Source organism: Luteibacter sp. W1I16, from assembly GCF_050434905.1.
In the GTDB taxonomy this organism is placed as follows: domain Bacteria; phylum Pseudomonadota; class Gammaproteobacteria; order Xanthomonadales; family Rhodanobacteraceae; genus Luteibacter.
Genome location: NZ_JBNDJJ010000001.1, coordinates 3333679 through 3356743, shown reverse-complemented (window position 1 = coordinate 3356743; position 23065 = coordinate 3333679). Strand labels below are relative to the sequence as shown.

Genomic DNA, 23065 nt, shown 5'->3' with positions numbered 1-23065 from the left:
TCCATACGCTGTCTGCGCGGATCATCCGCCTGCGTAATGACAGTCACAATACCAAATAGGGTTACCTATCCCTAAACATCGACCATACGCTCGCGTTCCGTGACATGCGTCCGATTTAACGAAAGTGGATAGGTTTGGACAAGACGGCTTTTCAGCGTCGAGGCAGGGGAGCCGCCGGGCGTCACCCTGGTCGCTAAGTCCTCGTCCGGCCTACGCCTCCCTGCGGAATCGCTCCCAGGGCGACGCCCGACGACTCCCCTCCGAAGCGTGAGGTAGCTCAGTGGAAAGCGGAGCGGATGTGGATGACGGGGTAAGCGCATACGAACGTACTATCTGGTTTCGCCGGCGCATTCTCGAGAAAAAAGACAACGGCTTTTCAAGATGCGTGGAAGGAGCAACGCAAGCGCGCCATGACTTCATCAGATGCGAGTCGATGAACGAAAGCCAGCCGACCTAAGCAATGGTGGAAATCACTAGCAACGTCACGCCGCTCGCCTTGCGATCCACCGCGCCGTCCGGAGGGGAGTCGTCGGGTGCCGCTCTCTGAGCGATTCCGCAGGGAGGCGAAGGCCGGACGAGGACTTAGCGAACGAGAACGGCACCCGGCGGCTCCCCTGCCTCGACACGCAAAAAAACGCGATGGCGAAGCCGAGCCGAGCCGAGGCAAGATCAGGCCGCGGTGCCTCCGACCGTCATGCCGTCGACCCGCAGGGTCGGCTGACCCACGCCGACCGGCACGCTCTGGCCGTCCTTGCCGCACACGCCCACGCCTTCGTCGAGCGCGAGGTCGTTGCCGATCATCGACACGCGCGTGAGCACGTCGGGGCCCGAGCCGACCAGCGTGGCGCCCTTCACCGGACGCGTGACCTTGCCGTCTTCGATGAGGTACGCCTCGCTCGCGGAGAAGACGAACTTGCCGTTGGTGATGTCCACCTGCCCGCCACCGAAGTTCACCGCGTAGATGCCGCGCTTCACCGAGCGGATGATCTCTTCTGGCTCATGGTTGCCTGCGAGCATGTACGTGTTCGTCATGCGCGGCATCGGCAATTGCGCGAACGATTCGCGGCGGCCGTTACCCGTGGACTTCACGCCCATGAGGCGCGCATTGAGCTTGTCCTGCATGTAGCCCTTGAGGATGCCGTTCTCGATCAGCGTGGTGCACTCGGTGGGCGTGCCTTCGTCGTCGATGCTCAACGAGCCGCGCCGGCCCGGCAACGTGCCGTCGTCAACCACGGTGACGCCCTCGGCCGCCACGCGCTGGCCGATGCGCCCTGCGAACGCGGAGCTGCCCTTGCGGTTGAAGTCGCCTTCGAGTCCATGACCGATGGCCTCGTGCAGCAGGATGCCCGGCCAGCCCGGGCCGAGCACGACCGTCATGCTGCCCGCCGGGGCGTCCACGGCTTCCAGGTTGACCAGCGCCTGGCGCACGGCTTCGGCGGCGAACGCATGGGCGCGGCCGTTCTCGATCAGTTCCCGATAACCGTAGCGGCCACCGCCACCGGCGTGTCCCTGCTCGCGACGGCCGCTCTGCTCGGCGATCACCTGCACGTTCAGGCGTACGAGGGGGCGCACGTCGGCGGCCAGCGTGCCGTCGGAACCGGCGACAAGGATCGTGTCCATCGTCGCCGCCAGGCTTACCACCACCTGCTTCACCCGCGGATCGCGCGACCGCGCGTACGCATCCACCTCGCGCAGGAGCGCGATTTTCTCTTCGTTGGGCAGGCTCTCCACCGGATCGATCGCCGGGTACAACCCACGGCCGGTGGCGATCGCCAGCGGCTTGCCAGCGCCTGCGCCGCCCTGGGCGATGGCACGCGCGGCGCGCGAAGCCTCCAGCAGCTGCGGCAGGACGATTTCATCCGAATACGAGAAGCCGGTCTTCTCGCCGGAGATGGCCCGTACACCGACGCCTTGCTCGATCGAATGGCTACCGTCCTTCACGATGCCTTCCTCCAGCACCCAGGACTCGCTGCGCGAGTGCTGGAAATACAGGTCCGCGGCATCGATCGAGGGGCCCATGAGCTGGGAAAACACCCGGTCCAGGTCGTTGGAGGCAAGGCCGCCCGGCGTGAGCAGGCGACGTTCGGCGAGGGAAATCAGGGAATCCATCTGGGCAGCCGGTAGGGAAAGCGGGAGGCCCTTTATCTGGGGCCGAGGGTGCCCAGCTTAAACCCCGCCGCCTTTGTCGTGAATGGTAGGATGTGGCGGGCTTGACGGATAAGGATGCTCCATGAGCGAGGGAAGAAAGCGGGCATTCGCCCGGCGGTTGGCCAAGGCGCCGATAGACCGCGCCGAGTCCGTGGTCGACGAGACGCGCGACTTGCTGAAGCGGAGCGGCGAACTAGATCCTCGCAAGGCGATGGTCAGTACGGCTATCGCGCTCTCACTCGGCGTGCTGTCCCTGCTGGCCGTCCTGGCCTTTCACTTTCCGCAGTACCTCACGACACCGGACCTCAGGCACAAGTACTCCGTGGACGTGCTGCGCCAGATACTTCTGGGTGGCCTCCTGGTGGCGGGAGGCCTGTCGCTGGCCAACGTCGTGCTGGGACGCAAACGCAATCTGAACATCGCCGCGTTCCTGCTGGTGCTCGTCGCCGTCGTGCTGGGTGGGTCCCGCGTGCCCGTGGGCAATTTCCCTGCGCACACACCTTACATCGGGCTCGACTGGTTCATCCTCGACCTGCTCGGGTCGACGGTATTGTTCGTGATCATCGAGAAACTGTTCCCGTTGTATCGCGGGCAGACGCTGTTCCGATTCGAATGGCAAACCGACATGAAGCACTTCGCCGTGAACCATTTCATCGTCGGCCTCGCGCTGCTGATCGTGAACTTCCTTATTCACCACGCCTTCGGCTGGCTGGTGAACAGCGAGTTCCAACGCATGATCGCGAGCATCTGGTTCGTGCCACAGCTGCTGCTATGCGTATTGGTGGCGGACCTGGCCCAGTACTGGACACACCGCGCTTATCACGAAGTCCCTTTCCTCTGGCGGTTTCATGCCGTGCACCACAGCGTGAAGACGATGGACTGGCTGGCGGGGTCGCGCCAACACATGCTGGAATTGATCGTCACGCGCGTGCTAGTTCTTGCGCCCCTCTATGTTCTCGGCTTCAGCGAGGCGGTGATGAATGCATACATCATCGTCGTAGGCTTCCAGGCCGTGTTCAATCATGCCAACGTTCACCTGCCATGGGGACCTTTGAAATTCGTCCTCGTCACCCCGGACTTCCACCATTGGCATCACGCGTCGGATGACGAGGCGATCGACAAGAACTACGCGGCGCACTATGCCTTCCTCGATCACATCTTCGGCACCGCTGTGAGATCGACGAAGCGGTTTCCGGAGAAATATGGCGTCGTCGGCGATTACATGCCCGACGGCTTCGTTTCCCAACAGTTATTTCCGTTCCGGCGGCAGAAGCGCTGAGGACGATCAGGTCCTTTCGGAAGAAGGACGACGTTTCGATGAAGGGGCCTCCACGGAAAGCTCCGCCCACGGCACGATCGCCGCGAGTGCTTCCGCCATTCGTGGCCTGGTCATCTCACGATCGTAGTCAGCCTGCAGTCCTGTCCAGAATTCGTCGGACATGCCGAAGAAGCGCGAAAGGCGAAGTCCCGTGTCCGCGGTGACGGCACGTTTGCCCGCGATGATTTCACCGATCCTCAACGAGCTACGATACTATTCGCAATGATTTTACCGGTCTGCCAGCGCGCGGCGCTGGCAGGGGTCAGCGCGCTTCGGGCGAAGTCGACGGGTCGCCCTTGTCGATCGGCGTGAAGACAGGCTTATCCCAGCTGCCGGTGACGTGGTAACGCTTGCGCGCCGCCTGGTTGAGTCCCCTGCCGAGGATGCCCTGCACGGCGAGGCCCGCCGCCGCACCCACCGGACCGCCCGCGAGGGCGCCCACGACCGGAAGGCTGCTACCGAGGTGCGGAACGACCAGCACCTCCTGGTCGTAGTCGCGCGCCTTGAGTCCCGCGCGGCCAGTGATCGTGATCTCCGCGGCGGGTGCGCGGATCTTCAGGTTCTGCGTGGTGGCGTTGCCATCGGCGAAACGGAAATCGCCCGCGATCGAATCGAAGGCGAAGCCCTTGCCCAGGACGTCTCCGAAATCCAGCGACAGGCGCCGCGGAAGTTCGGTCACCGAGACGAGGCCGAACAGCCGGCCCACGCCGGGCTGCACTTCGAGGATGCGTCCATTGGCGACATCGACCCTGAGGGTGCCGTCCATGTTCGCCAGCGCCAGTGCCGAAGGACCACCGGGCCACGCCGCGTCCAGCCGTGCCTCGGCGCGGCCACCCTGCAAGATGCCGGCGAAGCCGAGCGCATCGAACATGCGTGCGACGTCTTCGGAAGCGAAGTCCATCGACAGGTGGGTACGGCTGCGCTTCTCGTCGCCGTTCCAGTCACCGGTGGCGGTGATCTGAATGTTCTTCGACTGCGCCCTCAACTGGTCGATGTGCATGCCTTCGTCGGTCGGCCAGGTTTCCAGCCGTGCCTCGCCGAGGCGCGCCTTGCCCAGGCGCATGTCGGTCACTTGCAGGTGCAACGGCGGCAGGCTCGAAGGAGCGACGCCGGCTTCGTTCGCGTCGGGCGGTTTCTGCGCCTGCGCCGGATTGCCTTTCGCCTCTTCCGCCTTCGTCACGGTGGCGGCCGTGGCCGTGGCGGCACCCGCGGCGGCCTTGCCTTTCTTCGCCGCGTCGGCCGCGTCGTCGGCGGCGGGCCACCAGAGGCGATCCATCCGCGCGGTGATGCCCCGGCGGCGCAGTTCATCGTTCGGCACGGTCATCTGGCCGACCATGGCGTCGCTCTCCACGCGCAATGACAATGCCTGCGGACCGGGACGGGCAACGAGATGCATGTTGGCGAAATGCTGACCGAAGACCTCGCCGTCGTCCGCGCTCACGTCCAGCGCCGACAAGCCAGGCCCGCTGCCGCCCGTGGAAAGACCGACCACGTACTGGACCCAGCCGGATACGTCGAGCTTCGGAGCGTGACCGCCGATAAGATAACCCTGCGCGGGCATCGCCGCCGGCGCCGTGGTGCCGAGATTGAATGCCGCGGCGATGGGCACCGTGTCCGTCGGCAGCCGCAGCCGCCCGCGTACCACGTCACCCAACGCGACATCCAGACGCGCACCGTCCACGGGAAGTCCGACGCGTACCGAGAGCGGCGTGGCGGTGTTCGCCGGTTTCTTCACTGGGACGGGCATCGTCAGTTCCACGCCTCGCAGGTCGGAATCGACGCGCAGCGTCTGCGCGGTGGCGTCGCCCTGCCCCGTCTTGCTCAGGTCGAAGCCGATGCGGAACGTGCCGCGTCCCTTCGCGACGTCGCCCAGCCATTTCAGGTTCTCGAAATCACCGACCATTTCACCGACCGTGAAGGCGCCCGTGAGTGATGCATCGACGATCTTCGCCGGATCGCCGGTGGCACCCGCGATAGCGACGTCGAGGTCGGCGGGTTGTCCGCGATACGCGGTCTTCAGGCCTTTCGCCGAGAAGCCCGTGCCATCGAACGTCATCGGGCCGGTGATCTTGTCGAGGCGCAACTTCCATGCGTCGGCGACGAGATCCGCGTCCTTGATGGTGGCCTTGCCTTCCAGCGTGAAGTCCTTCGCGCTCTTCAAGGGCATCAGCAGGTTGAAGCCGAACTCGCCGGTGCCACCAAGCTTCATCGCGTCGAGCGCCTCGCGACTGCGGCTGGCTACCGGGCTGTTCTTGATGAAGTCGAGATAGCTGCCGCCGGTGCCCGCGCCACTCACCTTCAGGTCGAGGATGCCGTCGGCGAAATCGGGAATGGCCGCCGACGCGGAACTCACCGCGTTGCCGAGCGAATGCCCTTCGGTCGCTTCGACGTACATGCCATTGCCGATGAAATTGGCGACGGCGGCGACGCCCTCGGCGCGTGGCCAGCCCGTGCCGTAGTCGAGCACGAGATCGGCGATCGCGGCACGTGCCTCGAAGCGCCCTTCCTGGTTCTTGAATGGGAACTCGCGCAGGTTGCCGCGAAGCAGCGCCGAGCCGCCCTCGATGCGGCCGGACACGAGGCCGCGGTTGAGCCAGTTCTGTGCACCTTCGGACATCGAATGGATCGGCCAGAACAGCTTGGCGGCAGGCACCTCGCCTTCCCCGAGCGCGACGTACATGTCCACGAAGGGCCCCGTATCGGCGGCAGGCAGAACCAACTCGCCGCGCACCTGCCCACCGTACCCCTCGCCGCGGAAATCCAGCGGATCGACGCCCACGTGCCAATCGACGTCGTCCTTGTACACCGCGATATCGCCGCCGAGGGAGGCCATGACGAACGGTTTGCGGAACACCCCCGTGGCGTCGATCGTGGTGGCCTGCTTCGGCAGGCTGAGGGCCAGCGCCTCGCCATCGCCGAACACCTCGCCCTTCAAGGAAGACACGCCAGGCAGGCCGCCACTGGCGTCGATGCCCAGGCCGGAGAAGGTGGCATGCGCGAAGCTCATGCCATCGACGGAGTTCCAGTCGGCACGGAGCTGGTCGAAGCGTCCACGCGGATGCCCTTCGCCCAACCATCGCGCGAGCGACGGCGACACCTGGGGCAAGACACCCGCCCACGGAAGCAGGGGTGCCAAGTCGAGCGTGCGTCCCACCAGGGTACCGTCGCTGCGTTCGCCGGATGTGCGCAGCACGAGGGCGACGTCGCTGCCGTCGTTCCCCGCCCAATCGATGCGCTGTCCGCCAGCGGTGCGGTGCAAATCGACGATGCCATGCAGGCCCGCGGTGCGCACCGTGCGTGCGGGGCCGCGGATGGCGAGGTTGTCGAGGTCTAGCCGGGACGTCGCGCGCACCACGTGCGCATCCCGCCAGTCGAGCCAGGTTTCGAAACGTCCCTTGCCGCCAGCCAGGGCGTAGCCGTTGGCGTCGAAATCGCCGGTGAGCGCCGCGAAGTCGACATCGGCGCCCTTGACGTAAATGCGTCCGCTCGACCCGTCGTCGGCGAAGCGGCCGGCGGCGCTCAACAGTCCACTGACACGCTCGCGACGCAAGGTCCCGCCGAAACGTATCGTCCGGCCTTGCAGGCTGATCCGCAGCTGGTCGGCCACCAGGCCGTAGTGCCGCTGCGACGTGTCGTCGGCGATGTCCAGGTGCAGGTTGCCCAGCCAGAGGTCGGCCGAAAGGTTCCCCAGCGACACCTTCTGGGTGCCACCGCCGGCGCCGAAACCGTCGATGCTCCAGCGTCCGTCGACCGCGCGGCGCAAACCGAGGCGCAGGTCGCTCAGGCGCAGGTTGATGAGGTGCCGCGACGGCAGCACGAATGCGCCGAAGTCGAGCTTCACCGCCGCCTGCGGAAGGTGCAGGGGCTCACCGCCTTCCGTGGGCGCGATGGTGACGTCGCGCATCACGAACAACGGGCCGGAAGGTCGCCAGAAACCTTCCAGCGACGCGAACCGCACCGGACGGTGCAGGCGGTCGCTAAGTAGCGTCGCCACCCGCTCCGGATAACGCGCCGCCAGCGGCAGCAACAGCTGGCCAAGCGCCATCACGATCGCGAGGGCGACCAGCAGGCTCGCGACCAGACCCAGGATGAAGAACCGCAGGCGTCGTGCGCGATGGCGCCAGTGTGGGTTCACCGGCCCGGGGTCCGGCGGTGCGCGCCGGGTTCAGAGGAGGACGACATCGAACTGTTCCTGCGAATAATGCTCTTCCGCCTGAAAGCGGATGCTCTTGGCGATGAATTCTTCCAGTTCCGCGACCGCCGCGGATTCTTCTTCCAGGATGCGGCCCACCACTTTGGGGCTGGCCATCACGAGGAGTTTCTGTGCGTTGAACTGGCGCACCGCGCGGGTGATCTCGCGGAATATCTCGTAGATCACCGTCTCGGCGGTTTTCAGCGTGCCCCGCCCGCTGCACGCCGGGCACGGCTCGCACAACTGCCGCTCCAGGCTTTCGGTGGTGCGCTTGCGGGTCATCTCGACCAGGCCCAGGGCTGACATCGGATAGACCGTGGTCTTCGCATGGTCCTTCGCCAGGCCCTTCTCGAGCATGCGCAACACCTGCCGCTTGTGCTCGTCGTCGATCATGTCGATGAAGTCGATGATGATGATGCCGCCGAGGTTGCGCAGCCGCAGCTGGCGCGCCGCCGCCTGCGCCGCCTCGAGGTTCGTGCGGTACACGGTTTCCTCGAGGTTGCGGCTACCGAGGTAACCGCCCGTGTTGACATCGATGGTGGTCATCGCTTCGGTCTGGTCGACGATCAGGTAGCCGCCGGATTTCAGCGGTACTTCCTTGCGCAGTGCGCGCTGGATCTCGTCCTCCACGCCGTAGAGATCGAAGATCGGACGCTCGCCCGCGTAATGCTCGATGCGGTCCGACAGCACCGGCATGAACTTATGCACGAACTTGACCGTCTTCTCGTAGGTTTCGCGTGAATCCACGCGCACCTTCTCGATGCCGTCGTTGAGCGAATCGCGCAGTGAGCGAAGCGGCAGCGAGAGTTCCTCGTAGACGCGTTCGCCGACCTTGGCCTTCTGGATGTTTTCCTGAACGACTCGCCAGACCTTGCCGAGGTAAGTCACGTCGAACGCGAGCGATTCCTCCGACTGGCCTTCCGCGTTGGTGCGCACGATGTAGCCCAGGTGGTTTTCGCCGATCAGCGGATTGAGGATGTCCTTAAGGCGCTGGCGCTCGGTTTCCTCCTCGATGCGCACGGACACGCCCAGCGTGCGCGAATGCGGCAACAGGACCAGGTAGCGCGACGGAATCGACAGGTGCGTGGAAAGCCGGGCGCCCTTGCTGCCGATCGGATCCTTGACCACCTGCACGACGATTTCCTGGCCTTCGTGGACCAGCTCGGAAATCGACGGTACTGGGCCATGGCCGTTACCCTTGCCCTCGACGGGCGCGTCGGTCGGCGGAAGAGGCGCCCGCACGATATCGGAGGCGTGCAGGAACGCCGCGCGCTCCAGTCCGATCTCAACGAACACGGCCTGCATGCCCGGCATCACGCGCTGGACGCGGCCTTTGTAAACATTGCCCACGTAGCCGCGCTTCTGCGCACGCTCCACGTGGACTTCCTGGAGCATGCCGTTCTCGACGATAGCCACCCGCGTCTCACGCGGCGTGACATTGATCAGTATTTCCTCGCTCACCGGCGCCCCTTTTCCTTGAGTCATCGTGCTTTATAGCCCGCGCGTCGACAGCCTGTCACTGACCGTGGAGGAGCTGGAAGGTTTCGAACAAGGGCAACCCCATGACACCGGAGTAACTGCCCGAAAGATGTTCCACGAAAGCCGCCGCGGCGCCTTGAATCGCATAGGCGCCGGCCTTGCCGAAACACTCGCCGGTGGCCACGTAGGCCGCGATGGCACGCCCGGAGAGGGGCGCGAAGCGTACCGTCGATACCGACACCGCCTGCCGTTCCCCGCCGGCCGCCACCAGCCATACGGTCGAGAGCACCCGATGCTCGCGTCCGGCTAGGCGGCCGAGCATGGCCACGGCGTCCGCGGCGTCACGCGGCTTGCCGAAGACTTCGTCGCCGAGTACCACCTCGGTGTCGGCGCCCAGCACCCGTGCGCCCGGTTCGTCCCTCACGCGCGCGAATCCCGTCCGCGCCTTGTCCCGCGCCACGCGTGACACATAGGCATCCGCCGGCTCGCCAGGTTCGCGGATCTCCTCCACGTCCACCTCGAGGATCCGGTGGTCTTCGCCGATCTGGGCCAGGAGTTCGCGGCGGCGGGGCGATTGCGAGGCCAGGTACAGCACGGCGATTCCTTCAGGCGCGGTGATAGGGATGGCCGGCCACGAGTGTCATGGCGCGGTAGAGCTGCTCGGCCAGCACGAGGCGAACGAGCATGTGTGGCAATGTCAGCGGCCCGAGCGACCAGGTCTGGTCCGCACGCGCCAGTACCTCGGGGGCGTGGCCGTCAGGGCCGCCGATGAGGAAGGCGACATCGCGCCCGCCCATGCGCCATTGTTCGAGTTGGCGTCCGAGATCTTCACTGGTCCATGCCTTGCCGCGTCCGTCGAGTGCGACGACGTGGATGTCACGGGGCAAGGTCGCGAGGATGGCCGCGCCTTCCTCGAGCGTCGCCCGCGCGTCGTCGCGGCCCTTGCCGCGCGCACCGGGCTTGATTTCGACCAGTTCGAGGGGAAAGTCGTGGGACAGCCGCTTCCGGTATTCGGCGAAGCCTTCGGCCACCCAGGCCGGCATGCGCTCGCCGACGGCGATGAGGCGAGCCCGCACGGCGGGCTCAGGCGTTCGCGGCTTCGGCGCCGTCGTCGCCGACGGTCCAGAGGCGCTCCAGGCCGTAGAATTCGCGGATGCGCGGCATCATCACGTGGACGATGATGTCGCCGAGGTCGACCAGGACCCATTCGGCTTCGGTCTGGCCTTCGACGCCCAGTGGCATCACGCCTGCTTCCTTGGCGAATTTGATGACTTCGTCGGCGATCGACTTGACGTGGCGGGCCGAGGTGCCCGACGCGATGAACAGGATGTCTGCGATGGAGGTCTTGCCACGGACATCGATTTCACGGACGTCCTTGGCCTTGAGGTCTTCGAGGGCGGCAACCACACGCTGGCGCAGGTGTTCGTTGCTGACGGCGGACTTGGCCTTGCGGGATGCGGTCGAACTCAAGATGCGGGAACCTCGTACGGCGGAATGCCGGGTTTGTGGCGAGTATAACCCCCGGGGGTACGGGCTGCGTCAAATGCCTGGGCAGGTAAAAAGCATCGCCGACAGGGTCGGCTCCCACCAGAGCAGGCAGCGGTGCCCCGGTGGGAGCCGATCCTATCGGCGATGCTCTTGTGGGAAGCCGACTTGTCGGCGATCAGCGCCCGAGAGAGCGGTACGGCGCCAGCAAGGCCTCATCATCGAAGCACGCCGAAGGCATCAGGAAACGCGGTTCGCCACCCGCCGCGAACGACTCGCGGATCGCCGTCGCCGCGATGTCCAGCGGCGTGATCGCGATATCGACCACCTGCCCGGCTGGCCCCTGCAAACGCTCCACCCGGCGCCCGGCAATGAAAGCCGCCAGTTCGCCCGATGGCTGATGAAGGGTTCCGGGTCGCGTCAGCACGCCCACGTGGGCGAACGCGAACAGGTCCCGCCAGAGATGCCAGGAAGCCAGGCCGGCAAACGCGTCGGCCCCCACCAGTAGCACCAATGGCCGCTCCGCGCCGATATCGGCACGCAGGGAAGCCAGCGTGTCGACCGTGTAGGAGGGTCCGTCGCGATCCAGTTCGCGTGTGTCGAGCGTGAGCCGGTCCTGCCCATCCAGCGCCGCGCGCAGCAAGGCGACACGGCCGCTGGCGTCGGCGACCGGAGGTGGCCGGTGAGGCGGCGTACGCGCGGGCACCAGACGCACTTCGGCATCGAGCGCTTCGGCGGCCTCCCACGCGGCCCGCAAATGGCCGTGATGAACCGGGTCGAAGGTGCCTCCGAGGACGGCGAGCGGGCGTGGCGCGCTCATGCGAACACGGTGGCCGCGCGGGGCTCGGCGATGGCGGCGATGAGCCGCTCGGCTTCCAGCCAGGGATCGCCTAGTTCGCGCCCCTTGGCCATGCGATCGATACGCGCGGCCCGGGCGAGGCAGGCCATCCAATGCTCGCGCGGCGCGCGGCGCAGCGCCTTGCGGAACAACTGCTCACGCGCGGGCCAGAGACGCTCTGCCTTGGCCTGCGCGCCGAAGTCACGGGCATTGGCCAGGCGCATGGCAAGCTGCAACTGGTTGACCAGCCAGCCCATGAGCGCGATGAGTTCGTCGCCTTCCGCACGCAATCCGGCAAGGATGCGCAAGGCCCGTCCGCCGTCACCCGCGAAAGCCGCATCAGTGAGCTTGAACGCGTCGTAGCGGGCGCTGTCCGCGACCAGGCTTTCCAGTGTCGCGGCGTCGAGCCGCTGGTCACCCGCCAGGACGACGAGCTTGTCGACCTCCTGCGCGGCGGCAAGCAAGTTGCCCTCGACGCGTTCGGCCAGCATCGCCACGGCGTCGGGAGTGGCCTTCACGCCGCGCGAAGCGAGCCGCGCACCGATCCACTGTGTCCATTCGTTCGGTCGCGGAGCATTGAACACGACCTGGATGCCGCCCTGGTCGACCGTCCTGGTCCATACCGCCTCGTGCTTGCTGCTCCACTCGGTGGCGGTGATCAGCAAGGTCGTGTCCGGCGGCGGATTGGCCACGAATTCCGAGATCGCCGCGCCACCGTCCTTGCCCGCGCGGCCGCCAGCGAGGCGCAGGTCGAGCAGGCGCTGGGTCGCGAACAGCGACAGCCCCGCCGAAGCGCGGGCCAGGTCGTCCCAGTCGAAGCGGCTATCCGCCTCCAGCACCTCGCGCTCGGCGTAGCCGAGCCGGCGCGCCATGGCGCGCACGGCATCGGCCGCTTCCAGCACGAGCAGTTCCTCGCCGGCCAGCAGATAGACCGGCGCCATGCGGTCGCCCGCGAGGTGCTTCTGCCACTGACCGGGATTGAAGGGCACGCCGCGGGCTCAGTTCGAGGTGGCGGGCGCCTGCGCGGGCGCCGCCATGGCCGGATGCGCGCCAGCCGCCTGCAAGCGGAACAGGATCGCCTGGACCATGTCGCCGATGAGGCTGCGCTGCAGCTCTTCGGTCTGGCTCGCGGTGCCGATGGTGTTGGTCGCGTCGTAGCTGAATTCTCGCGACATATCGACCGCCTGCGAGGGGATGATCACCGTGCCGTCGCCAGCTTTCGCGTTGAAATCCACGTGGTAGCGCACGGCGTACTCGGTGACGCGCGCGGTGCCGCTCACGGTCAGCGAATCGGTGCGGAAGGTGTTCGAGGTGACGGCCAGCTCCGCCGCATCGATCGAGGGCTTGTCCACGATGGTCACGTCGGAATTTTCCAGCGCCCGGGTGAGCTCGCGTTCCAGCTTGCCGCCACCGGACACCGTGAGGTGGATCTTCTTCATCCCCGGGGGCAACGCCGCGCTCTGGCGCAGATGGAAGCCGCAGGCACTGACCAGGACCGCGATGGAGACCAGCGCGGCGATGCGAAGCGAACGAAGGAGGTTCGGGCTCATGGTTATCCTGCGACGATGTTGACGATCTTGCCGGGCACGACGATCACCTTGCGCACGGTCTGGCCTTCGAGCATGCGGGCCACGTTGGGTTCGGCCCGCGCCATGGCTTCCGCCTCGTCCTTCGAGGCCGATGCCGGCACCTCGATGGTAGCGCGAAGTTTGCCGTTCACCTGCACCGCGTAGGTCAGCGAGTCACGGACCAGCGCGGCCGGGTCCACTTGCGGCCAGCCGGCATCCTCGACCAGGGACTCGCCGTGGCCGAGCAGCTGCCACAGCGCATGGGCGATGTGTGGGGTGAACGGGTTGATCAGCTGGACGATGGCCGTGAAGGCTTCCTGGCGCAAGGCCTTGCCCTGGATGCTGGCGTCGTCGAACTTGCCCAGTGCGTTCAGCAGTTCCATCAGGGCGGCGATCGCCGTATTGAAGGACTGGCGGCGGCCGATGTCGTCGCTAACCTTCTGGATCGTCTCGTGCAGCTGGCGGCGCAACGTCTTGCGCGCGGCGTCGCCCGATGCGTCATCGCCCGATGCGACGGACACGGCATGCGTGCTGACATCGCGCCAGAGGCGGCGCAGGAACCGCGCCATGCCTTCGACGCCCGCTTCGTTCCACTCCAGCGACTGGTCCGGCGGCGCGGCGAACATCGAGAACAGGCGCACGGTGTCCGCGCCGTACTTCTCCACCATCGACTGCGGGTCCACGCCGTTGTTCTTCGACTTGGACATCTTCTCCACGCCGCCGATCTCCACCGGCTTGCCGTCCGCGCGCAGCACCGCGCCGACGATGCGTGCGCGATCGTCGCGCTGCACGTCGACATCGGCCGGATTGAACCAGGTGCTGGACCCGTCGGTTTCCTTACGGAAGTACGTCTCGGCGATCACCATGCCCTGGCAGAGCAGGTTCGTCGCGGGCTCGTCGCTGTCCACCAGCCCTTCGTCGCGCATGAGCTTGTGATAGAAGCGGAAATACAGCAGGTGCAGGATCGCGTGCTCGATGCCGCCGATGTACTGGTCGACGGGCGTCCAGTACTTGGCGCGTTCGTCTACCTGACCGTTCGCACCGGGACTCGTGTAGCGCGCGTAGTACCAGCTCGATTCCATGAAGGTATCGAAGGTGTCGGTCTCACGCTCGGCGTCGCCACCGCACGTCGGGCAGGTGGTCTTGCGCCATGCCGGATCGGCCTTGATCGGCGACTGCACGCCGGAGAAGGCCACATCTTCCGGCAGCACCACCGGCAGCTGGTCTTCGGGCACCGGCACGGCGCCACACGACGGGCAATGGATCACCGGGATCGGGCAGCCCCAGTAACGCTGGCGGCTGACGCCCCAGTCGCGGATACGCCAGTTGACCCGGCGCTCGCCGCGCCCGGCGGCCTCGAGTTTCGCGGCGATGGCATCGAACGCCGCCTTGAATTCCAGTCCGTCGAATTCGCCCGAGTTGATCAGGGTGCCGTAGTCGGTATACGCGCCGGCGGTCTGGATGTCGTTCTCGAAGGTCTTGATCGTCTCGACCGCGGCCGACGACTGGTAGGCATCCGAGGAACCACCATCCAGCGCGTTCTGCACTGTGTCGGTGCCTTCGGCGGCGAGATCGCGCTTCAGTTCCGCCACCGCGTCGACGACGCCACGGTCGACCACCACCATCTTGATCGGCAGGGAATATTTCTGGGCGAACTCCCAGTCGCGCTGGTCATGTCCGGGCACGGCCATCACGGCGCCGGTGCCGTAGCCCATCAGCACGAAGTTGGCGACCCATACGGGCACCTTTTCACCGGTGAGCGGATGCGTGGCGTCGATGCCGGTGTAGTAACCGCGCTTCTCCAGTGTTTCCAGTTCGGCCTCGGACACGCCGCCGGCCTTGCAGCTTTCGATGAAGGCGGACAGGCCGGAGTTACCCTCGGCCGCGCGCGTCGCGATCGGATGCTCGGCCGCCACCGCCACGTAGGACACTCCCATCAAGGTGTCCGGACGCGTGGTGAACACCGTGAGCGGTTCGTCCTGGCCGTCCACGTCGAAGGTGATCTCGAGGCCTTCTGAACGGCCCAGCCAGTTGCGCTGCATGGTCTTGACCGCATCGGGCCAGCCCGGCAACGCGTCGAGGCCGTCGAGCAACTCCTGCGCATAGGCGGTGATCTTCAGGAACCACTGCGGGATCTCGCGCTTCTCGACCACCGCGCCGGAGCGCCAGCCCCGGCCGTCGATGACCTGCTCGTTCGCCAGCACGGTCTGGTCGACCGGATCCCAATTCACGACGCTGTTCTTGCGGTACACCAGGCCTTTCTTCATCAGCCGGGTGAACATCTGCTGCTCCCAGCGGTAGTACTCGGGCTTGCAGGTGGTGACCTCTCGGGTCCAGTCGTACGCGAAACCCATGCGCTTCAACTGCTCGCGCATGTGCTCGATGTTCTTGTAGGTCCACTTCGCCGGCGCCGTGTTGTTCTTGATCGCGGCGTTCTCGGCCGGGAGGCCGAAAGCATCCCAGCCCATCGGCTGGAGCACGTTCTTGCCCTGCTGGCGCTGGAAGCGGCTGATCACGTCGCCGATGGTGTAGTTGCGCACGTGGCCCATGTGCAGGGCACCGGAAGGGTACGGCAGCATCGAAAGGCAGTAGTACTTCGGCCTGGACGTGTCTTCCGTGACCTCGAAGGCGCGGGTTTCGTTCCAGAAGCGCTGGGCGGCCGTCTCGATGACGTCCGGGGCGTAACCGCCCTGCTCGCGCGTGCCCTGATCGTGGGTGTCCTGCATGGTGTTCGGTACCAATGGAATGCTCGGTTGGCCGCAGGGGAAAGCGCGGCGGTCAATCGCGGGAGACTATCCCACGGGGCCCTTCGGGCCAAGTGTTGAGGCCACCCCACAGATGGAAGCCTGGTGGGAGCCGACCCTGTCGGCGATCCAGCGGCAGCGGGCCAGGTCATCGCAAGCACCCATCGCCGACAGGGTCGGCTCCCACCGGGGCGGCTCCCACCTTGATCGGCTTATTGGCAGGGAGGGGTTTGCCCGGCGGCCACGGCGCGCACGGCCGCGGCGACCTGGTCGGCCACCTTGCCCAGGGCGCGCTGGTGGGCTTCCACGAGGCTGTCGTACGTCGAGCCGGCCGGCTCGGCGACACGCGACGCGCAGTTCGCCCCGGCGCGATCGGCGCCACGCACGGACCAGGAGGCTTCCAGCGTGGCGTAGCCGCCCACTTCCGAATCGAACCGGCGAACGTCGAGCCGCACGCCGACGACCCGGGCGTCCTTCGCCCGAGGCAACCCATGCACGTCGTGCGTCCCCAGCCGCGCCGCCAGGTCGGCAGACAATGCGCCGCGGATCTCGTCGCCCAGCGGCGAAGCCCAACGTTCGCCATCGAGTACGGCGATGCCACTGGCGCCCTGGCGCAGCACCAGCGCCGGCTGGTCGACCTGCGGCGGCACGGCCACCGGCTGCACGTCGATGACGAAGGCGGCGGACGCGGCCGGCATGGGCGCCGACGGTGGAACCAGCGTGTGGAAATGGGTCGGCGCGGAGGCGCAGGCGGCCAGCGAGCCGACAAATATGGCGGCACCGGCGAGACGGAGGGTATGCGTCATGGCTGTTCTTCCTTGCCCTGCTTCGTGGACGGCGGGGTGCTGATCTTCGGCGGCGCGTCGGCGCCACGGCCGCGCAACAGCGCTTCCGGATGCCGTCCCAGGTAATCGGTGAAGGCGCGGACCGAACGCACGGTGCGTTGCAATTCCTCGAGCGTGTTGGCGATGTTCTGCTGCAAGGGCGAATTCTCGGACAGGGCGTCGTTGGCCGTACCGACGGTCCGGTTCACGCCCTGCAAGGTCTTCTTCGCTTCGGGCAGGAGATCGCCGTTGACCTGCTTCAGGGTGCCGTGAAGCTCCTTCAGGCTACCGTCGAGGTTCTTGCCGATCGAGTCGAACGGGATCTTCTCGACCTTGTCGACGATGCTGGAAAGCTGTTCTTGCAGGTGGTCGAAATCGCCCGGCGTCGTCGGCACCTCCACCGGTTTGGCCTTCTCGTCGAACGCGACCTTCGGCGCCTTCGGATCGAAGTCGAGCGCGATGTAGAGCTGGCCGGTGAGCAGGTTGCCGGTGCGCGCCTGCGCACGCAGTCCGTGCGCGACCAGGCCGCCCATGATCCGCGGGAACAGGCTGTCCTCATCGCCACCGACCGCCTTGGCCAGCTTCTCGTTGGCCTGGCCCAGGCGCTGCGGATAGACCAGCGCGCCCACGATGACCGGGAAGGTCTTCGTCTTCGGGTCGTAGTCGAGGTTCACGGAGACCACGCGGCCGACCTTCACGCCCAGCAGTTCGACCGGCGCGTCGACCGTGAGGCCGCGCAGCGAGTGCTCGAAATGCATGCGGATGTAACGCGGCTTGCCGTCCGGCGGCGCCAGCGCCGTGGCCTGGTCGTTGAACAGGGTGTACTCCGCCATTTCCGGGGCGGGCGCCTCGTCGTGCGGTCCCGGAGGATCCTGGAACGCGACGCCGCCGGCGATCACCGTGGCCAGCGATTGCGTGTTCATCTTGAGACCATCGGCGCCCAGCGAGACGTCGACGCCGCTGGCGTTCCAGAAGCGCGTGTCCTTGCCCACGAAGCGGTCGTTGGGCCCGTCGATGAAGAGTTGCAACGACACGCCCTTGCCATCCTTGTCCAGTTCGTACGACACGATCCGGCCGACCTGGATGCGCCGGTAGTACACGGGCGAGCCGATATCCAGCGAGCCGAGGTCGGAGGAATGCAGGACGAAACGCCGCCCGGGCGCCCCGTGGGTCACCGCCGGCGGCGTTTCCAGGCCGGTGAAGTCGCTCTGCTCCTCGTCGGAGTCGCCGGCGTCCGCACCGATGAAAGCGCCCGAGAGCAAGGTATCGATGCCGGATACGCCGCTGGCGCCGATGCGCGGGCGCACCACCCAGTAACGGGTGCCCTTGGTGGCGAAGGCGCTGGCGTCCTTCTCCAGGTCGATCATGACCGTGATGTGCGTGCGGTCACGCGACAGGCGCATCGTCGTGACCTTGCCGATCACGACGTTCTTGTACTTGACCTGGGTCTTGCCCGCCTCGATGCCCTCGGCGGTGAGGAAGGTCACGGTGATCCGCGGGCCGGCCGACGTGTAGTGGTTGACCAGCAGCGAGATGCCCACCAGCGCGGCCACGATGGGCACCAGCCAGATCAGCGAGAAGCCCAGCTTCGACCGGCGCACCACCGGCTGCGGCAGGTCTTCCGGGGGAGGCGTGTTTCCTACGTTGGTGTCGCTCATTGCGATTTCCTGTTGTCCCAGATCAGGCGGGGATCGAAGCTCATGGCCGATAGCATCGTCAGTACGACGACCACGCCGAAATAGACCACGCCGGGCAAGGGCTCGACGCGGCTGAGGATCTTGAAGTGGACCAGGGCTGACAGGATCGCGACGACGAACACGTCGAGCATCGACCAGTATCCGACCAGCTCCACGAAGCGGTACAACCGCGCCCGCTGCTTCGCCACGAACCCGCTGGAGCGCTGCACGGAGACCAGCAGGTAACCCATGATGATGAACTTCAGCATGGGCACGACGATGCTCGCCGTGAAGACGATGACCGCAAGCCCGGGCGAACCCGCGCGCCACAGCTCCACGATGCCACTGAGGATCGTGTTGTCATCCCTGGATGAAAGGCTCTGCGTGCGCATGATCGGGAACACGTTCGCGGGGATGTAGAAGATCGCCGCGGCGACCAGCAGGGCCCAGGCACGACCGATGCTGCCGCGCTTGCGCACATGCAGGGAGTTACCGCAGCGCGGGCAGTGCGCGTGGGGATCGTCCGTGTACGCCGTGACCAGCCGGCACACGTGGCAGGACATCATGCCCAGGTCGGCGGCACGCGGTGGCGCATTCATGCCTTCGCCTCCCGCGTGATGTCCCAGAGCTGGCGCGGGTCGTGACTGGAGAACAACGTGACCAGCAAGGTGAGGAAACCGAACGCCCAGATGCCCGGCCCCGGCACCACGTCGAAATAGGTATGCGCCTTGACCACCGCGACGAGGGTACCGAGCATGAACACCTCGATCATGCTCCAGGGCTTGACCCTCACGAGCGCGGACATGGCCTGCGCGAATCCCGGCGCACGGCGCCCGTCGCGGGCGAACCACAGTACCCAGCCGAAGATCAGGATCTGGCTGAGCGGAAAGAAGAACAGGGTCATGGCGCTGAGGAAGGCGACCACTTGCGCGCCGTCGTTCCACATGGCGATCACCGCGCCCCATAACGTCGTGGCCGCGGTCATCCCGGACAGGCCGAGGGTCACGATAGGCGAGACGTTGGCGATGACGAAGACGATGAAGGCGGCGACGATGAGGGCGAACTGCGCCTCGACGCCGATCCACTGGTGCCGTTCCAGCACGGCGCCGCAAACGGAGCAGTCGGCCACCTCGCCACGCGCGAGCGAGCGCCTCCGGTAGACGGAGTCGCAGTGTTCGCAGACGATCAGGTCGTGGGCGTTATGCATGCCTTCCCGGCGGTTCGAGGCCGCACCGGCCCGCGCCATATGATCGCAAATCCGCGTAAACGGCGCATGACGGGGTGCGTAGGACTACTCCTAAAACCGCCAGAGGGCTTGATATGCTCCCGTCCTTCCCCGACTTACGGGGCATCGACATCTCGTTCCAGGAGCCTTCCGTGAGCAGCGCCCAGACCCGCAGTGAACATGTCTTCGACGCGACCACGGCCGGTTTCGAGAACGACGTCATCAAGGCGTCGCTCGAAACCCCGGTCCTGGTCGACCTGTGGGCTGAATGGTGCGGCCCCTGCAAATCGCTCGGCCCGATCCTGGAAAAGCTGGCCGCCGACTACAACGGCGCCTTCCGACTGGCCAAGATCGACGTGGACGCCGAGCAGCAGCTGGCGGCCATGTTCGGCGTCCGCAGCATCCCCACGGTCGTCCTCATCAGCGGCGGCCAGGTGGTCGACGGCTTCGCGGGTGCGCTGCCGGAAGGCCAGATCCGCGAATTCCTCAGCCGTCACGGCGTGCAACCTGCCGAGGCGGGCGAGGAAGACGCCCCCGCGGCACCGGCCGAAACCGCTGAAGAGGCGATCAACCGCCTGCAACAGGCCATCGCAGCCGAGCCCGACCGTGCCGAACTGAAGCTGGACCTCGCGCTGGCGCTGATGCGCGCGGGCCGCGTGGAACCCGCCCAGGCGGAACTCGACGCCCTGCCCGCCAATCTGGCGACCGACGCACGCGCGGTACGCCTGCGCAGCCAGCTCGAGCTGGCCCGCGCGCTGGCCGGCGCGCCGTCGCTCGCGGAGCTGCAGGCGCGCGTGCAGGCGAACGATACGGACTGGGAAGCGCGCGACCTGCTCGGCGTGCGCCTGTTGATCGAAGGCGATGTGCCGGGCGGGCTCGACCAGTTCCTCGACGTCCTCAAGCGCCAGCGCGACTGGAACGACGGGCAGGCGAAGAAGCGCCTGCTCGCGGCCTTCGCGACGATCGACGACGCGGCGCTGGTGAGCGCCTACCGGCGCAAGATGGCGTCGCTGCTGTTCTGATCAGCGGCGCTTGCGCCGCACGTAGAGTTGCTTGCGTACCGTGGCGACGAGCTCGCCGGATGCCGTGCGGATATCGGTGTCGAACCAGCGCAGGCACTTTTCGCCGCTCGCGGTAGCGGCGCGGAGCTCGTCGAGCAACGATTCCTCGACGCGGAATTCCGCGTAGACATCTTCCCTGCCGGGCGCGACGAAGCGGATCTCGCCCGCCTGGTCCCATACGATGTATTCGTTGCCGAGGCTCTTGAGCACCATGATCATCCAGAACGGATCGGTCATGGAAAACAGGTTGCCACCGAATTGCGTGCGCACGTAGTTGCGGTTGTACCAGGCGAGTTTCAGGCGCACTTTCGCATAGCGGTAATCGTCCATCCGCACCACGCGGATTCCCGTGAACAGGAAGGGTGGCCAGGCGTTGAGGATGCGCCGCAGGGTGGATGCTTTCATGGGATTCGCAGGAATGTCGGGCGAATCCATGCTACTGGCGCGCCTCCGGCGCGCGAAGTCCCCCGTTTCAAACGCCGCGCCCGATGCATGACCTATGGCACAGGTCACCCACCGGCTCGCCGCCGACCATCGAAGGCTGACACTCGCCAGGGGATCCGAGCCATGCGCCAATCGCTCCGCCGCGCCACCCTCGCCGCCGCCGTCGCTTCGGCGATGGCCTTTTCCGCATCCCAGGCTGTCGCCGCCGACCTTCCCGTGGCCGCCGACCAGCCCTACCCCGGCAACCTGACGCTGCACGTCGATCTCTCCGACGCCTCGCGCCATCTCTATCACGTGCGCGAGACGATCCCGGTCAACGCGGGCCACGCCATCCTCTACTACCCGAAGTGGATTCCCGGCGTGCATGGGCCCTCCGGGCCGCTCACCAACGTGGCCGGCTTCATCATCACCGCGAACGGCAAGCGCCTTCCGTGGCGCCGCGACCTGAAGGAGATGTACGCGTTCCATGTGGACGTGCCCGCCGGCGTGGATAAGCTCGAGCTTTCCTTCGAGTACCTGGCGCCGGCCACACCGAACTACATACCGCTGTCGTTCAACGAAGTGGCCTTCTATCCGGCAGGCCACTACACCAGCCGTATCACGGTCGAGCCGAGCGTGAAGCTGCCCGCCGGGTGGAAGTTCGCCTCGGCCCTCGAAACGGCGTCGCAATCGGGCGACGAGGTGACGTTCAAGCCGGTGAGTTTCGAGAACCTGGTGGATTCGCCGCTGATGACGGGCAAGTACTTCACCCGCATCGACCTCGCGCCAGGGCAGGACACGAAGGTGCACCTCAACATCACCGGCGATACGGCCGCCGGCGTCAAGGCGACCGAAGAGCAGATCGCCAAACAGCGGGCGCTCGTGGTGCAGGCGAACAAGCTCTTTGGCGCGCACCATTACGCGCATTACGATTTCCTGTTGGTGACTTCGGATCACACGAACCATTTCGGGCTGGAGCACCACCAGTCCAGCGACGACCGCCTCTTCGCGAACTTCCTCACCGATCCCGACGTGAACGTCGCGGCGGGTACCTTGTTGCCGCACGAATACATCCATTCGTGGAACGGCAAGTTCCGCCGCCCCGCCGACCTCTGGACGCCCACCTTCACCGAACCGATGCAGGACGACCTGCTCTGGGTTTACGAAGGCCTCACCGATTACTGGGCGGGCGTGCTCACCGCGCGCTCGGGCATCTGGACCACCGACCAATGGCGCGATTCGCTCGCCGCGATCGCCGCCGACATGTCGGCGCGCACCGGCCGTTCGTGGCGCTCGTTGCAGGACACCGCGGACGGTATTCCGCTGTCGTCGCGCGGCGGAAGCCCGGGTTGGGGAAACCTGCGCCGCGGCTCCGACTATTATCCGGAAGGCCAGATGCTGTGGCTCGACGTCGACACGAAGATCCGCGACCTCTCCGGTGGCAAGCACAGCCTGGATGAATTCGCCCGCGCGTTCTATGGCATGGACAACGGAAGCTACGTTCCCAAGACGTATACCTTCGACGACGTGATCGCCACCCTCAACGGTATCCAGCCCTACGACTGGGCGAGCTTCCTGCGCCAGCGCCTCGACTACACGGGCGACACCCTGCCCGAACACGGCATCGAAGGTGGCGGCTGGAAACTGGTGTACGACGAGAAGCCCACGGCGTTCGCCAAGACGGCGGAGAAACTCCGCAAGACCGTCAACCTCGCCTACTCACTCGGCATCCAGGTGTCGGACAAGGGCGTGGTGACGGATTCGCAGTGGGACGGCGTCGCCGCGAAGGCGGGTCTCGTTCCCGGTGTCACCCTGGTCGCCGTGAACGGCAAGGATTATTCGGCCCAGGTATTGAAGGACGCCGTGACCGCGGCCAAGTCCGGCACCGCGCCCATCCAGTTCCTGATCAAGGATATCGACGACTACCGCACTGTCGGCGTCGATTACCACGGCGGCTTGAAATATCCGCACCTGGTGCGCGGCGAAGGCAAGGACCTCATCGGGGCGATCGCCACGCCGAAGAAGTAAGGGCCTTCCTGATATGTCAGGGCCTTGCGGGGCCGATTTTGTGGGAGCCGACCTTG

The 23065-nt window shown here is 66.2% G+C and carries 19 protein-coding genes; 3 read left to right on the top strand and 16 right to left on the bottom strand.

From position 1 onward, the window contains the following. Positions 1-669 precede the first annotated feature (669 nt). Positions 670-2109, bottom strand: coding sequence for a metalloprotease TldD (tldD, locus tag QFZ41_RS14800; protein WP_429199445.1), 1440 nt, complete (start codon positions 2107-2109; stop codon positions 670-672). 121 nt (positions 2110-2230) lie between these two features. Between tldD and QFZ41_RS14795 the strand changes: the two genes are divergently transcribed. Next, positions 2231-3427: a sterol desaturase family protein gene (locus QFZ41_RS14795; protein ID WP_371024814.1), complete on the top strand. Its 1197-nt coding sequence runs from the start codon at positions 2231-2233 to the stop codon at positions 3425-3427. A 6-nt stretch (positions 3428-3433) separates the two neighbouring features. Here the strand turns inward: QFZ41_RS14795 and QFZ41_RS14790 are convergent, their stop codons facing one another. The 14 genes from QFZ41_RS14790 to QFZ41_RS14725 all read right to left on the bottom strand — a co-directional run bounded on the left by QFZ41_RS14790 (position 3434) and on the right by QFZ41_RS14725 (position 19479). After that, complete coding sequence (locus QFZ41_RS14790; protein WP_429199444.1) at positions 3434-3667, bottom strand: helix-turn-helix transcriptional regulator; 234 nt, start codon at positions 3665-3667, stop codon at positions 3434-3436. A gap of 61 nt (positions 3668-3728) precedes the next feature. Continuing rightward, entirely contained in the window at positions 3729-7601 is a 3873-nt protein-coding gene (locus QFZ41_RS14785; RefSeq protein ID WP_429199443.1) for a YhdP family protein, read from the bottom strand. Positions 7602-7631: 30 nt separating this feature from the next. Next, a complete protein-coding gene (gene rng / locus QFZ41_RS14780) occupies positions 7632-9119 on the bottom strand; it encodes a ribonuclease G (RefSeq protein ID WP_429199442.1) in 1488 nt (495 codons plus the stop codon). Positions 9120-9174: 55 nt separating this feature from the next. Next, positions 9175-9732 (bottom strand): Maf family protein, encoded by a 558-nt coding sequence (locus QFZ41_RS14775; protein ID WP_429199441.1) that lies wholly within the window; start codon positions 9730-9732, stop codon positions 9175-9177. Positions 9733-9742: 10 nt separating this feature from the next. Then, entirely contained in the window at positions 9743-10213 is a 471-nt protein-coding gene (gene rlmH, locus QFZ41_RS14770) for a 23S rRNA (pseudouridine(1915)-N(3))-methyltransferase RlmH (RefSeq protein WP_429199440.1), read from the bottom strand. Positions 10214-10220: 7 nt separating this feature from the next. After that, positions 10221-10607, bottom strand: a complete 387-nt coding sequence (gene rsfS, locus QFZ41_RS14765) for a ribosome silencing factor (RefSeq protein WP_429199439.1) — start codon at positions 10605-10607, stop codon at positions 10221-10223. Between the two features lie 193 nt (positions 10608-10800). Beyond that, entirely contained in the window at positions 10801-11442 is a 642-nt protein-coding gene (nadD, locus tag QFZ41_RS14760) for a nicotinate-nucleotide adenylyltransferase (protein WP_429199438.1), read from the bottom strand. Then, positions 11439-12401, bottom strand: coding sequence for a DNA polymerase III subunit delta (gene holA / locus QFZ41_RS14755; RefSeq protein ID WP_429200253.1), 963 nt, complete (start codon positions 12399-12401; stop codon positions 11439-11441). Before holA ends, nadD begins: the two co-directional genes overlap by 4 nt. A gap of 57 nt (positions 12402-12458) precedes the next feature. Beyond that, entirely contained in the window at positions 12459-13010 is a 552-nt protein-coding gene (lptE, locus tag QFZ41_RS14750; protein WP_429199437.1) for an LPS assembly lipoprotein LptE, read from the bottom strand. A 2-nt stretch (positions 13011-13012) separates the two neighbouring features. Next, positions 13013-15754, bottom strand: coding sequence for a leucine--tRNA ligase (leuS, locus tag QFZ41_RS14745; protein ID WP_429199436.1), 2742 nt, complete (start codon positions 15752-15754; stop codon positions 13013-13015). Between the two features lie 230 nt (positions 15755-15984). Beyond that, the gene (locus QFZ41_RS14740; protein ID WP_429199435.1) at positions 15985-16578 is read right to left on the bottom strand and encodes a PqiC family protein; all 594 of its coding nucleotides are present in this window, start codon (positions 16576-16578) and stop codon (positions 15985-15987) included. Next, positions 16575-18254, bottom strand: a complete 1680-nt coding sequence (locus QFZ41_RS14735) for an intermembrane transport protein PqiB (RefSeq protein ID WP_429199434.1) — start codon at positions 18252-18254, stop codon at positions 16575-16577. The genes QFZ41_RS14740 and QFZ41_RS14735 overlap by 4 nt, the downstream gene beginning before the upstream one ends. Further along, positions 18251-18871: a paraquat-inducible protein A gene (locus QFZ41_RS14730; protein WP_429199433.1), complete on the bottom strand. Its 621-nt coding sequence runs from the start codon at positions 18869-18871 to the stop codon at positions 18251-18253. Before QFZ41_RS14730 ends, QFZ41_RS14735 begins: the two co-directional genes overlap by 4 nt. Next, a complete protein-coding gene (locus QFZ41_RS14725) occupies positions 18868-19479 on the bottom strand; it encodes a paraquat-inducible protein A (RefSeq protein ID WP_429199432.1) in 612 nt (203 codons plus the stop codon). Before QFZ41_RS14725 ends, QFZ41_RS14730 begins: the two co-directional genes overlap by 4 nt. A 170-nt stretch (positions 19480-19649) precedes the next feature. Here QFZ41_RS14725 and trxA point away from each other — a divergent pair, with 170 nt between their 5' ends. Further along, on the top strand, positions 19650-20519 hold the full coding sequence (gene trxA, locus QFZ41_RS14720; RefSeq protein WP_429199431.1) for a thioredoxin: 870 nt from the start codon (positions 19650-19652) through the stop codon (positions 20517-20519). On the opposite strand, the gene QFZ41_RS14715 is transcribed toward trxA, so the two are convergent. Then, positions 20520-20963 (bottom strand): DUF4442 domain-containing protein, encoded by a 444-nt coding sequence (locus QFZ41_RS14715; RefSeq protein ID WP_429199430.1) that lies wholly within the window; start codon positions 20961-20963, stop codon positions 20520-20522. Between the two features lie 162 nt (positions 20964-21125). Between QFZ41_RS14715 and QFZ41_RS14710 the strand changes: the two genes are divergently transcribed. Next, on the top strand, positions 21126-23009 hold the full coding sequence (locus QFZ41_RS14710; RefSeq protein WP_429199429.1) for a M61 family metallopeptidase: 1884 nt from the start codon (positions 21126-21128) through the stop codon (positions 23007-23009). Positions 23010-23065 lie beyond the last annotated feature (56 nt).